Annotated in this window: 11 protein-coding genes and 1 other RNA gene; all 12 read left to right on the top strand. The window is 49.2% G+C overall.

What is annotated here, in order from left to right:
* Positions 1 to 231: 231 nt before the first annotated feature.
* Complete coding sequence (locus tag GC097_RS18375; RefSeq protein WP_171684760.1) at positions 232 to 1,254, top strand: sugar-binding transcriptional regulator; 1,023 nt, start codon at positions 232 to 234, stop codon at positions 1,252 to 1,254.
* Positions 1,255 to 1,332: 78 nt separating this feature from the next.
* Positions 1,333 to 2,337 (top strand): type I glyceraldehyde-3-phosphate dehydrogenase, encoded by a 1,005-nt coding sequence (gene gap, locus GC097_RS18370; protein WP_127457105.1) that lies wholly within the window; start codon positions 1,333 to 1,335, stop codon positions 2,335 to 2,337.
* A 137-nt stretch (positions 2,338 to 2,474) separates the two neighbouring features.
* Positions 2,475 to 3,656 (top strand): phosphoglycerate kinase, encoded by a 1,182-nt coding sequence (locus tag GC097_RS18365; protein ID WP_167053106.1) that lies wholly within the window; start codon positions 2,475 to 2,477, stop codon positions 3,654 to 3,656.
* Between the two features lie 25 nt (positions 3,657 to 3,681).
* Positions 3,682 to 4,434: a triose-phosphate isomerase gene (gene tpiA, locus GC097_RS18360; protein WP_171684759.1), complete on the top strand. Its 753-nt coding sequence runs from the start codon at positions 3,682 to 3,684 to the stop codon at positions 4,432 to 4,434.
* Position 4,435: 1 nt separating this feature from the next.
* The gene (gene gpmI / locus GC097_RS18355) at positions 4,436 to 5,974 is read left to right on the top strand and encodes a 2,3-bisphosphoglycerate-independent phosphoglycerate mutase (protein ID WP_171684758.1); all 1,539 of its coding nucleotides are present in this window, start codon (positions 4,436 to 4,438) and stop codon (positions 5,972 to 5,974) included.
* Positions 5,975 to 6,010: 36 nt separating this feature from the next.
* Positions 6,011 to 7,303 (top strand): phosphopyruvate hydratase, encoded by a 1,293-nt coding sequence (gene eno, locus GC097_RS18350; RefSeq protein ID WP_171684757.1) that lies wholly within the window; start codon positions 6,011 to 6,013, stop codon positions 7,301 to 7,303.
* 86 nt (positions 7,304 to 7,389) lie between these two features.
* Complete coding sequence (locus GC097_RS18345) at positions 7,390 to 8,106, top strand: M50 family metallopeptidase (RefSeq protein ID WP_171684756.1); 717 nt, start codon at positions 7,390 to 7,392, stop codon at positions 8,104 to 8,106.
* 108 nt (positions 8,107 to 8,214) lie between these two features.
* Positions 8,215 to 8,451: a preprotein translocase subunit SecG gene (secG, locus tag GC097_RS18340; RefSeq protein ID WP_145668116.1), complete on the top strand. Its 237-nt coding sequence runs from the start codon at positions 8,215 to 8,217 to the stop codon at positions 8,449 to 8,451.
* Between the two features lie 162 nt (positions 8,452 to 8,613).
* Positions 8,614 to 9,324, top strand: a complete 711-nt coding sequence (locus GC097_RS18335; RefSeq protein ID WP_246294323.1) for an alpha/beta hydrolase — start codon at positions 8,614 to 8,616, stop codon at positions 9,322 to 9,324.
* A 41-nt stretch (positions 9,325 to 9,365) separates the two neighbouring features.
* Positions 9,366 to 12,290 (top strand): ribonuclease R, encoded by a 2,925-nt coding sequence (rnr, locus tag GC097_RS18330; protein WP_171684754.1) that lies wholly within the window; start codon positions 9,366 to 9,368, stop codon positions 12,288 to 12,290.
* Between the two features lie 97 nt (positions 12,291 to 12,387).
* Complete coding sequence (gene smpB, locus GC097_RS18325) at positions 12,388 to 12,870, top strand: SsrA-binding protein SmpB (protein ID WP_171684753.1); 483 nt, start codon at positions 12,388 to 12,390, stop codon at positions 12,868 to 12,870.
* 168 nt (positions 12,871 to 13,038) lie between these two features.
* Positions 13,039 to 13,403, top strand: a transfer-messenger RNA (tmRNA) gene (gene ssrA, locus GC097_RS18320).
* The last annotated feature ends 93 nt before the right edge of the window (positions 13,404 to 13,496 follow it).

The following is a 13,496-nucleotide window of genomic DNA, read 5'->3' as shown; positions in this document are numbered from 1 at the left end:
CTCGAAAAAAGCGAAGCAAGGGTTATTATATGTCACCTCCGCGCAAAAAGCAAGACATAAACCCATACCGTACATTTTTCAGAAAATTGTATGAACAATTGTTGAATGTTAAACGGTTATTGGTTATAATAAGCGTGTAAGGCCATTTTTTTTCACCTGGGTGGGACATAAAATGTATACCCGGGACATAAAACGTCCAACACTGGATCAGGAGCGTCGAACGTCGATATTATGAGAGAAATTCTTGACATTCAGAAAAAGCTCTTGCCGGATCTTATGGACATCATGAAGAAGCGGTACTCGATCCTGCATCATATTTTGGTTTCCGGTGTTGTCGGACGCAGAACGCTGGCCTCTTCGCTCGATATGACGGAGCGGGTGCTTCGCGGTGAGGTCGACTTCCTTAAGGAGCATGGGCTGCTGGAATCGGACGCCTCAGGGATGAAGATCAGTGAGTCCGGCCGTCAACTGCTCGAAGATATGCTTCCGATCATTAAGATTGCTTTCGGATTGACGGATTTGGAAGAAAGCATCGCCAAAGCTTACGGTCTTTCGCAAGTCATTGTGGTTCCAGGCGATACGGACACTTCGGTCTTCACCAAGAAGGAGCTCGGACGCGCAGGAGCGGCGGCATTGCGCAAATATGTTGCCAAAGGCGACATTATTGCGGTGACCGGCGGTTCAACGATGGCGCAGATTGCGAATAACCTCGCGATATCGTCTTCCATGAAAGGCAACTGGTTCGTACCGGCTCGAGGCGGACTTGGCGAAAGCGTGGATATGCAGGCGAACACGATCGCATCCATTATGGCCAAGAAGACAGGCGGGAAATACAGACTGCTGCATGTGCCGGACCATTTGGGCGAGGAAGCTTACCAAACGCTCATCCAAGATCCGCAGATACAGGAAGTTGTTGACGCCGTGCGGAGTTGTCGCATCGTTGTTCACGGTATCGGAGATGCTATGGTCATGGCTCGCAGACGTAAGGTAGATGCCGAAACGACGCGCAGCTTGCAAGCTGACGGGGCTCTAGCAGAGGCTTTCGGGTACTATTTTGACCGTCAAGGAAATGTCGTGCACAAGATGCCGACAGTCGGACTGCGGCTCGAGGATCTGCAGCATGCGGAAGTCGTGATTGGCGTAGCAGGCGGTAAAAGCAAGGGTGAAGCGATCGCTTCCGTACTCAGGCATGGTCAGGAAGATGTGCTCGTGACGGATGAAGCGGCAGCTATTGAAATTATGAAACATGTGTAATGAGACATCATAACGTATGCTTTTATCGGCTGCGTTTTGAAATATATAAATCTTTGTTAATCTTAGGAGGAATTCGCTATGGTAAAAGTAGGTATTAACGGTTTCGGACGTATTGGTCGTAACGTGTTTCGCGCAGCTTTGAACAGCTCAGAAGTACAAATCGTTGCAGTAAATGATTTGACTGACGTTAAAACACTGGCTCACTTACTGAAATATGACACAACTCACGGTAAACTAGACGCTACAGTTGAAGCTGGCGAAGGCGAATTGATCGTTAACGGTCGTTCCATCAAGGTTTTTGCTGAGCGTGACCCTGGGAACCTGCCATGGGCATCTGTAGGCGCTGAAATCGTTGTTGAATCCACTGGTATTTTCACAGCGAAAGAAAAAGCATCCCTTCACTTGAAAGGCGGAGCTAAGAAAGTTATCATTTCCGCTCCAGCATCCGACGAAGATATCACAATCGTACTTGGCGTTAACGAAGACAAATACGATCCAGCAGCTCACACAATCATCTCCAACGCATCTTGTACGACAAACTGCTTGGCTCCTTTCGCGAAAGTTATCAACGATAGCTTCGGAATCGTAAAAGGTATGATGACGACTGTTCACTCCTACACAAATGACCAATCCGTGCTTGACGTTCCTCATAAAGACCTTCGTCGTGCTCGTGCAGCAGCTGAGAACATCATTCCTTCCAGCACTGGCGCAGCAAAAGCAATCGGTCTTGTTCTTCCAGAACTTAAAGGCAAATTGAACGGTATGGCTATGCGTGTTCCTACACCTAACGTATCCGTAACTGATTTGGTTGTTGAACTTAAAGTTAACGTAACTGTTGACGAAGTTAACGCAGCTCTGAAACAAGCTTCCGAAGGCCCTCTTAAAGGCATTCTGAACTACACAGAAGAGCCGCTTGTATCCAGCGACTTCAATGGCGACCCAGCATCTTCCACAGTTGATGCATTGTCCACAATGGTAGTTGGCGACAACATGCTGAAAGTGGTTTCCTGGTACGACAACGAGTGGGGCTACTCCAACCGTGTAGTTGACTTGGCAGCTTTCATCGCGAAAAAAGGTCTGTAATTTCATAAATCACACACTAACAACCACATGAAGAGGAGAAGCGATTCTCCTCTTTATGTGCGATTTATCCCCATATAAGGTTAATAAGAAGCAGAAAGTACGGAAGTAAACCATACACGTTCAGGAGGCTTTGACTTATGAGTAAGAAAAGTGTTCGCGATGTTGAAGTAGCTGGTAAAAGAGTATTCGTCCGCGTTGATTTCAACGTACCTGTAGAAAATGGTCAAATTACGGACGATACACGGATCAGAGAAACGCTCCCTACGATTAAATTTTTGGTTGAGCAAGGCGCTAAAGTCATTCTTGCTGCTCACTTTGGTCGTCCAAACGGACAAGTGGTTGAAGAGCTCCGTTTAACGCCAGTTGCTGCAAAATTGGCTGAGCTTCTTGGCCAAAACGTGATCAAAGCGGATCAATCCGTTGGTGAAATCGTGAAAGCGCAAGTGGATGCGCTTGAAAATGGCGACGTTCTCTTGCTTGAAAACGTTCGTTTCAACGAAGGCGAAGAGAAGAACGATCCTGAATTGGCCAAAGCTTTCGCTGATCTGGCTGATCTGTTCGTGAACGATGCATTCGGTGCTGCTCACCGTGCACATGCTTCGACTTCAGGCATCGCGGCTTACATCCCGGCTGTTTCCGGTCTTTTGATGGAGAAAGAGCTTGATGTTCTAGGCAAAGCGCTGAACAACCCTGAGCGTCCTTTCACAGCGATCGTCGGCGGATCCAAAGTGAAAGACAAAATCGCTGTCATTGAAAACCTCCTGAACATTGCAGACAACGTCTTAATCGGCGGCGGTCTGTCCTATACATTCTTGAAAGCACAAGGCTATGAAATCGGTAAATCACTTCTAGACAATTCGAAGCTTGATTTGGCGCTTAGCTTTATTGAGAAAGCCAAAGAAAAAGGCGTTAACTTCCTGCTTCCTGTAGATATCGTGGTTACGGATAAATTCAGCGCAGATGCGAACACACAAATCGTTGATATTGATAGCATCCCGGCAGATTGGGAAGGCATTGACATCGGACCAAAAACGCGTGAACTTTACGCAGACGTGATTGCAAAATCCAAGTTGGTTGTTTGGAACGGGCCGATGGGCGTATTTGAAATCGAGCCGTTCTCCCACGGTACACGTGCTGTAGCGCAAGCTTGTGCAACAACAGAGGGTTACACGGTAATCGGCGGCGGCGATTCTGCTGCAGCTACAGAGAAATTCCATCTTGCTGAACAAATGAACCACATGTCCACAGGCGGCGGAGCTTCCTTGGAGTTCATGGAAGGTAAAGCATTGCCAGGCGTCGTAGCCTTGAACGATAAATAATTTATTTTCAAAGGAGAGCATTCCAATGAGCAGAAAACCGATTATCGCGGGTAACTGGAAAATGTTCAAAACGGTTTCCGAAGCAGTCAGCTTCGTGAACGAAGTAAAAGGCAGCACGATCGAAAGCGTAGAAAGCGTAATTTGTTCTCCTTTCACGAACCTGCCGGCACTAGTTGAAGCTGTAAAAGGCACAGACGTGCATGTAGGCGCACAAAACCTGCATTTCGAAGACAATGGCGCGTTCACAGGCGAAATCTCCGGCGTAATGCTGAAAGATCTTGGCGTGGAGTATGTCATTATCGGACACTCCGAGCGCAGAGCTTACTTCGCTGAGACGGACGAAATCGTGAATAAGAAAGTCGTTGCGGCTTTCAAACACGGCTTGAAACCGATCCTTTGCGTAGGCGAGAAGCTGGAAGAGCGCGAAGCGGGTCAAACGAAAGACGTATGCAAAGTGCAAACGGAAGCGGCTTTTGCCGGCCTTAGCGCAGAGCAAGCGGCGCAAGTGGTTATCGCTTATGAGCCGATCTGGGCTATCGGTACTGGCAAGTCATCTACAGCTGCTGATGCACAAGACGTTATCGGCTACATCCGTGAGCTTGTGAGCGGCCTATACGGCGCTTCCGTGGCAGATGCGGTTCGCATCCAATACGGCGGCAGCGTGAAGCCTAACAACATTGCTGAATACATGGCGCAACCTGATATTGATGGCGCTCTTGTCGGTGGAGCAAGCTTAGAGTCTGCTTCCTACATCCAACTCGTCCAGGGGGCGAAGTAACATGTCCAGACCGAAACCGGTAGCACTCATCATTCTCGATGGCTTCGGACTTCGTTCGGAAGAGCAGGGCAATGCCGTTGCTCATGCCAAAAAGCCAAACTATGACCGTTACTGGTCAAGTTATCCACATACAACCTTAACTGCATGCGGCGAAGCTGTAGGTTTGCCTGAAGGCCAGATGGGGAATTCTGAAGTAGGACACCTGAATATCGGCGCAGGCCGTATCGTGTATCAGGATCTGACGCGGATTTCCAAATCGATTCGTGACGGTGAATTCTACGACAACGAGACGATCTTGGGCGCTGTCCGCCATGCCAAAGAAAACGGAAAGAAACTGCACCTTTACGGGCTGCTTTCCGATGGTGGCGTACACAGCCACATTCAGCATTTATTTGCTTTGCTGGATCTTGCTAAGAAAGAAGATTTCCATGAAGTGTATATCCATGCCTTCCTCGACGGCCGCGACGTAGCTCCGGATTCTGCGAAGAGCTACATGGAAAGCCTTCTGAACAAAATCGCGGAAGTCGGCGTAGGCAAAATTGCGACCGTTCAAGGACGCTATTATGCCATGGATCGCGATAAACGTTGGGAGCGTACGGAGAAATCCTACCGCGCCATGGTTTATGGCGAAGGCCCTGCGTACACCGATCCGATGAAAGCTATTGTCGAATCCTATGAGAAATCCATTTTCGATGAGTTCGTCATGCCTACCGTTATCGTTGGCGAGGACGGCAAGCCTGTAGGTCTTGTTGAATCAGGCGACGCCGTGATCTTCTTCAACTTCCGTCCTGACCGTGCGATTCAGCTGTCCCAAGTCTTCACCAATGAAGACTTCCGGGGATTTGACCGCGGTCCTAAAGCCGCTAAGAACTTGTACTACGTATGTCTGACGCTGTTCAGTGAGTCCGTAGACGGTTTCGTAGCTTACAAACCGAAGGATCTTGACAACACGCTCGGTGAAGTACTGGCTCAGAACGGTTTGAAGCAGCTTCGCGCAGCGGAAACCGAGAAATATCCGCACGTAACGTTCTTCTTCAGCGGCGGACGCGACGCGGAATTGCCTGGTGAAACGCGCTTGCTTATTCCTTCGCCGAAAGTTGCTACCTACGACCTGCAGCCGGAAATGAGCGCCTATGAGCTGGCGGATGCTGTCGTTAAAGAGATCGAAGCGGAGCGTCATGACGCGATCATCCTTAACTTTGCAAACCCTGATATGGTTGGTCACTCTGGCTTGCTGGAGCCAACAGTGAAGGCGATCGAAGCGACAGACGAGTGCTTAGGCAAAGTGGTCGAAGCGGTTCTGGCCAAAGGCGGCGTTGTGTGCATCACAGCCGATCACGGGAATGCCGATGTGGTCACGAATGCGGACGGTTCACGCAATACGGCGCATACGACGAATCCGGTCCCTTTTATTGTTACGGACAAATCTGTTACACTAAGAGATGGCGGAATTTTGGCAGATATTGCCCCGACATTGCTTGACTTCTTAGAGGTTAAACAACCGGAGCAAATGACCGGGACAACCATCCTTAAGAGATAGCAAACAACTTATTTTATAAAAGGAGTGTTTTCTACAATGACTATTATTTCTGATGTTTATGCACGCGAAGTACTGGATTCCCGCGGTAACCCAACGGTTGAAGTTGAAGTTTATCTAGAGTCCGGCGCTTTCGGCCGCGCGATCGTTCCTTCAGGCGCATCCACAGGCGCATACGAGGCTGTTGAGCTTCGTGACGGTGACAAAGGCCGTTACCTGGGTAAAGGCGTTCTGAAAGCCGTTGACAACGTGAACGAAATCATCGCTCCTGAAATCATTGGTTTGGATGCTCTTGACCAAGTTGGCATCGACACCAAAATGATCGAGCTTGACGGTACTCCGAACAAAGCGAAATTAGGCGCTAACGCGATCCTAGCTGTTTCCATGGCTGTTGCTCGCGCAGCTGCTGACGCTTTGGATGTTCCTTTGTACACATACCTTGGCGGATTCAACGCTAAAACACTTCCAGTTCCAATGATGAACATCATCAACGGTGGGGCGCATGCCGACAACAACGTTGACGTTCAAGAGTTCATGGTTCTGCCAGTTGGCGCTCCTACGTTCAAAGAAGCTCTTCGCATCGGCGCAGAGATTTTCCATAGCTTGAAATCCGTATTGAAAGACAAAGGTCTTAACACAGCTGTTGGCGACGAAGGTGGATTCGCTCCTAACTTCACATCCAACGAAGAAGCAATCACAACCATCCTTACAGCGATCGAAAAAGCCGGTTACACACCAGGCGTTGACGTATTCTTGGGTATGGACGTTGCTTCCACAGAATTCTTCAAAGACGGTAAATACGTGCTTGAAGGCGAAGGCAAAACGTTCACATCTGCTGAGTGGGTTGACTTCCTTGCTGCATGGGTTGATAAATACCCGATCATCACAGTTGAAGACGGCTGCTCCGAAGACGATTGGGAAGGTTGGAAATTGCTTACTGAGAAATTGGGCAGCAAAGTTCAACTCGTTGGTGATGACTTGTTCGTTACGAACACAGAGCGTCTTTCCACAGGTATCGAGCAAAACATCGGTAACTCCATCTTGGTAAAAGTAAACCAAATCGGTACGCTGACTGAGACTTTTGATGCGATCGAAATGGCAAAACGCGCTGGTTACACAGCGGTTATCTCCCACCGTTCCGGTGAGAGCGAAGACAGCACAATCGCTGACATCGCGGTTGCTACAAACGCTGGTCAAATCAAAACAGGTGCTCCTTCCCGTACAGACCGCGTTGCGAAATACAACCAACTTCTTCGTATCGAAGACGAATTGTTCAGCGTAGCTCAATATGCTGGCAAAAAAGCGTTCTACAACTTGAGAAACTTTAAATAAGTTGTATAGTGGCAATAATTAAATAACCAAGGCTGGTCGGTGACTCTGTCACCTGCTCGCCTATGCAACCGAGGGGGTCGCGTGCTATGAGTAATTGGGTGAAGACTATTTTATTTCTAATAGGTTCCGCATTGCTTACGCACTGGATCCCCTCTTCTTTTTTTCGCAACCTGGACACGATGGTTCATGAGTTTGGGCATGCGGTGGTGACGCTGGCACTGTCCGGTCAAGTGCAGCGGATCGAGTTGTATGCCAATCATAGCGGGGTTACGCTGTCTGCAATTTCCGGGGCCAGATCGTGGTCGATCATTCCGGTCGCTTTGGCGGGGTACATGACAGCTTCCCTGTTCGCGTGGTTTCTGTTCTCAGCCTTTGCAAAAGGGAGGCAGCATATCGGCTTTCTGGTTATGATCGTGATATCCGCCATTTCACTGCTCTTGTTCGTTCGCAATGGATTCGGCATTATGTTTTTAATCGGCTTTATTGCATTGACGGTGATCATGATGGCTATTCCACTAAATTGGCTGCGCAACTTCTATTATTTGCTACTCGCTTTTTTATGCTTGGAAGAGTCTGTATTCGGTCCGATCTATTTAATTCAGGCTGCAGCGAGGAATACCCGCCAAGCGGGAGATGCTACGAATTTGGCGCTTCATACGGGGGTTCCGGCTATGGTGTGGGCGATTCTGTTTACCCTTTTTGCGCTGTGGTGCGCAAAGCAAGCGGTGCAGGCTTTCCTGGGGCGAAGCAAGCGGGCAAGAAGCTCGAGCCGCCAATCACCGGCACCATCCTATCGCGATTAAAGGGTTTTCACGTCGGATTAGCTATTTTGTTGTAATCTAGGACGAACTGTGTTAAACTACTCATGCTAGTTGTATAAGCAAAGTACAGGCAATTGGGGTGCTAATCACATGTTAATTTTTATGAAAATTTTGTTAATCATAGCTTCAGTCGGATTAATTGCGATTGTTCTTTTACAAAAAGGTAAGAGCGCAGGTTTGTCCGGTGCCATCTCCGGTGGTGCGGAGCATTTATTTGGTAAACAAAAAGCACGCGGTTTGGAGCTTTTCTTGTCCCGTTTCACAATGGGGCTTGCTGCTGCATTTTTCATTCTTTCCATTGTCGTAGCATACGTAGTGAAGGCCTAACACACATAAAACGATAACAGCAGGGGAAATCTACTCCTGCTGTTTTTTCATTTTAAGCGTGCCTACAGGTAGGAGATGTTTCCCATCGAGAGCAGAATTTACAAGTCGACTGAGCCTTTTTTCTGGACAGGCAGAGGTAAGAAGCAGGAGATTGGCATATTAATGATTCATGGGTTCACGGGATCACCCTCTGAGTTTAGACGCATTGGGTATGAACTGCGGGAGGAAGGCTACACCATTCAAGCGGTGAGACTTCCCGGACATGGAACCACACCCGAAGACATGATACGAACCGGATGGACGGATTGGTATGGGCATGTGCTGGAGAGTTACGATGAGCTTGCTGCAGCATGCAAAAGCGTAGTGGTCATGGGGCATTCGATGGGCGGGTTATTAGCGCTGAAGCTGGCAGTGGAACGTCAAGTAGCCGGTGTCATATCGTTGGCTACGCCGATTTTTTTGACGTCAAGAAAGTCAGCTCTGGCGGTCATTATGCAGTATTTTAAGAAATACATAGACAAGAAGCCCAAAACATTCTCCACGCTATTAGATGAGTCATGTGCATATACCAAAACGCCGATTCGCTGCGTCGTTAGTTTGCGAAAGCTGTTAAAACATGTGAAAAGCTTGCTGCCTCAAGTAGAGGCGCCGGTATGGATCGGGCAAGGGAGCAGGGATGGCGTCGTCCATCAGGGAAGCGCAGCGTTTCTGCATGAACGCATTCGCTCCAAAGTCAAAGAGCTTCGCTATTATGCGAAATCCTCGCACGGTTTGCTTCTGGATCAAGAGAGAGAGCTTGTGTATGCCGATATTGCCGCGTTTATCCTTTCGCTTCAAGTGGCATACTATGGAGTAAAGGAACAGGCACGGTGAATTTGAGCGAGGCTCAACAACAACAAGAAGGTGAAGAGAAGATGATTAAAGAACAAGATATTATCAGTTTGCTGCAAGAAGAGGCTTATAAGCCTATGTCCTATAAAGAGCTTGAGAAGCATTTCCGTATTGAAGGTGCGAATGAGTTTAAGGACTTTATTAAATTATTGAATCAATTAGAGGAAAGCGGTCACATTGTCCGTGGCGGGAATGACCGTTATGGCGTGCCAGAACGCATGAATTTGGTGAGGGGAAGACTGCAAGCGCACGCGAAGGGCTTCGCTTTCTTAATTCCCGAAGACCGGGAGCATCCCGATGTCTACATTAATGCGCATGATTTGAATACCGCAATGAACGGCGACATTGTATTCGTGAAGGTGACGTCCAGAAGCCAAGGCGGAGGCCGCTTGGAAGGCGAAGTTGTGCGTGTAATTACGCGTGCTAATACGCAGATCGTAGGTGTTTTTCAAGGACAGGAGACGTACGGGTTCGTTATTGCTGATGATAAGCGTGTGACACGGGATATTTTCATCCCTCAGCATGCTTTCAATGGCGCTGTAACAGGGCAGAAGGTCGTTGTCAAGATTGTTAACTATCCGGAGGGACGCTCTGCGGCTGAAGGGGAAGTTATTGAGATTCTTGGTCATAAGGACGATCCGGGCGTTGATATTTTGGCGATTGTACGCAAATTCCAGCTGCCGGAGGCTTTCCAAGAGGAAGTGCTGGAAGAAGCGGAAGCTGCACCCGATGCGATTACTGAGGATGAGATTGTAAGCCAGGGCCGCCGCGATCTTCGTTCGAAGCGGATTGTCACGATTGACGGTGAAGACGCCAAAGATTTGGACGATGCCGTTAATGTGGAGCTTTTGGAGAATGGAAACTACCGCTTAGGCGTCCATATCGCTGATGTGAGTTATTATGTGCGGGAAGGTACTGCTTTGGACATCGAGGCTTATAACCGCGGCTGCTCCGTGTATCTGACCGATCGTGTCATTCCGATGCTGCCGCACCGGTTGTCCAATGGGATCTGTTCGCTTAACCCGCAGGTAGATCGTTTAACGATGTCTTGTGAAATGGAGTTCGACGAGAACCTGAAAGTCGTGAATCATGAGGTTTTCACGAGTGTGATCAAGACTAGCGAGCGTATGACCTATACGAATGTGCGTAAACTGCTTACAGGCGAAGCAGAGCCGGAGCTTGTGGAGCGTTATGCGTATTTGATGGACGATTTTAAACGGATGGAAGAGCTGGCAGCGAGATTGCGCTCCAGACGGATGAAGCGCGGGGCGATTGATTTTGACTTTGAGGAGTCTAAAATTATCGTGGATCCTGATGGCAAGCCGATCGACATTGTGAAGAGAGAACGCTCGGTCGCGGAAATGATGATCGAAGAATTCATGCTGGCTGCGAATGAAACGGTAGCTGAGCATTTCTCGTGGATGAAAGTACCTTTCTTATACCGTGTCCATGAAGATCCGGATGCTGAGAAGCTGATGAATTTCATGGAATTCGTAACAAACTTCGGATACTCGGTCAAGGGAAAAGGCAATTCAGTGCATCCGCGCGCGCTGCAGACGTTATTGGAAGACATTAAGGGGACGCCAGAAGAGACAGTCCTTAGCAAAATAATGCTCCGCTCGATGAAGCAGGCCCGTTATGATGCGCAAAGCTTGGGGCATTTCGGTTTGGCGGCGGAATTCTATTCGCACTTTACCTCTCCGATACGCCGTTATCCCGACCTCATTATTCACAGGGTTATTCGCGAGGTTCTGGAAAGCGGAACTTTATCGGATACCCGTCATGAATATCTTGCTTCCCGTATGAGCGATATTGCTCAGCAATCCTCGGAACGCGAGCGTGTCGCTGTAGACGCAGAGCGTGAAACAGAAGCATTGAAGAAAGCTCAGTATATGCTGGATAAAGTCGGCGAGGAATTCGAAGGCATCATCTCCAGCGTGACAGGTTTTGGGATGTTCGTAGAGCTAGACAATACCGTTGAAGGTTTGATTCGGTTAAGCGATTTGACAGATGATTACTATAACTTCCATGAGCGGCAGTTTGCTCTCGTTGGGGAGCGTACGTCCAAGATCTATCGGATCGGCGATGAAATTAAAGTCCGTGTGGCTCGCGTGAATATGGAGGAGCATACGATTGATTTTGAATTGCTGGATATGAAGCCTCGCAAAGAGGGCGGGTTCAGACGCGGTGGCGGCGGTAGTGGCAAGCCGTTTAAAGGGGCTGCTGGATTTAAAGGCTTCCGTGGTAAACCGGGTGCTGGCGCAGGTAATGGTCAGGGAAAAGGAAAATCAGGGAAAGACAAAACTGGTAAAGATAAAACAGGTAAAGACAAAACAGGTAAAGATAAAGGCGGCTTCGCCGTTAAAGGTAAGGGCGGCTATGCCAATGCTCAAGGGAAAAAGCGTGATGGCGCTACGGCTGACGGAGCTGTCGATGCAAACGCTGGGCAAGGGCGAGGCAAAAGAAGACGCGGTGACGCTGTCGATGGCTTAGCGGTGAATACCGGGCCGGCAGCAGAAGGTCAGGAACAAGGGCGTCGCAAAGGTGGAGCTGCTCGTAGGATTGAAGAGGCGGCTAAGGCTGGCGTTGAAGGCGCAGCTGGAGCAGGAGCTAAGGGCGCTGGCGTCGAAGGCGCAGCTGGGCAAGGCAAACCGCGGCGCGGGAAGGCCGGCAGTACGCCGTGGAGCGACAGCCGCGGCAAAGGGCGTGGCGGCAAGGCACGCGGTCCTAAGCTGAGCGAAGGCGGCAGCTTGAGCTCAAGGCTTGAATCTGTCGGCGCAGGGCGGACAGATAGCGGCGCAGGGCGCGGCGAGGGCAAGCGCGGCCGCGGTGCGGTATCGCTGGGTGGCGAAGCCCCAGCTAGTGATTGGGCGAGCGGCGTGAACGCGCTCGCCAAGGGGGGACGTCGTCGGAGTGACGACGATGGTAGTAAGAAGCGGCGGCGATAACGCCGCTTCTTGCTTTTCGGTCTTGATCTTGCTACAATAGGATGCACATTGTAGCATTATTTACCCGCGTCATCCGTATGCGGGAGGAGGATCTCACGTGGCAACCAAAAAGGCCGATGGCAAATTGCTCGCCCAGAACAAAAAGGCATCACACGACTATTTTATTGAAGAAACGTATGAATGCGGTCTTGTCCTGACCGGCACGGAGATCAAATCCTTGCGAGCAGGTAAGGCTAACATTGGCGACAGCTTCTCGACCATTCGCAATGGCGAAGCTTTTGTCCACAATATGCATATCAGCCCTTTCGAGCAAGGCAACCGCAGCAATCCGGAAGATCCAACGCGGACGCGGAAACTCCTTTTGAAGAAAGTGCAAATCGCCAAAATACTAGGACAAGCGAAGCAAGAAGGATATACCGTCGTTCCTTTGAAGGTGTATATTCGCAATGGTTACGCGAAGCTTCTGATTGGCATAGGTAAAGGTAAGAAACAGTATGACAAGCGGGAATCCGCAGCGAAAAAGGATGCACAACGAGATATCCAGCGTGCACTGCGTGAGAAACAAAAGATCGCTAGATAGTTGGGCTGAGTCCAGACTGGAAGTGAGCACCTCGACTTCCATGAACCTAGTCGTTCATTTTTTTTCAACTTGTGGTATACTAATTTAGCAGCAAAGATTTAAATGTAACCTAGTTCCAACTTGCAGCGTCTTAACCTTCGCCGTCTATGACGGATATGAAGGCAATCCGGGGGTGTTCTTGGATTCGACGGGGATAGTTTGGGCTCGGGTTGCGGGTAGTGGGGCCGCGTCCACTATAAAACGCTAAAGCCTATTAAATGGCAAAACACAAAACAACTACGCTTTAGCAGCTTAATAACCTGTTAGCGTGCTCCTCCTCAGCATCGCCCATGTGACTGGGATAGGGGCTCAACTATAGTGGGATACGACGTTTGGTCTCCGCCTGGGGTCGGACGTAGGAAGACAATCAGGCTGACCCAACGCATAGCCGGTTACGGGGCGCTGCTCGGGTGACATCAAAACTGTGACTACACCCGTAGATGCCTGTGTTGCGATATTTTCGGACAGGGGTTCGACTCCCCTCACCTCCATATGTTAAATCCACAAAAAGTTTACCGTATAGTTTCGGTAAACTTTTTGTGTTTTTAAATCATTTACAACTATGTATTTTAGTTAGGGCTAAGGAT

Origin of the sequence: Paenibacillus planticolens (genome assembly GCF_013141725.1) — a bacterium.
In the GTDB taxonomy this organism is placed as follows: Bacteria; Bacillota; Bacilli; order Paenibacillales; family NBRC-103111; genus Paenibacillus_E; species Paenibacillus_E planticolens.
Note: the sequence above shows the minus strand (reverse complement) of the source record. Positions and strands in the feature narration are given on the sequence as shown.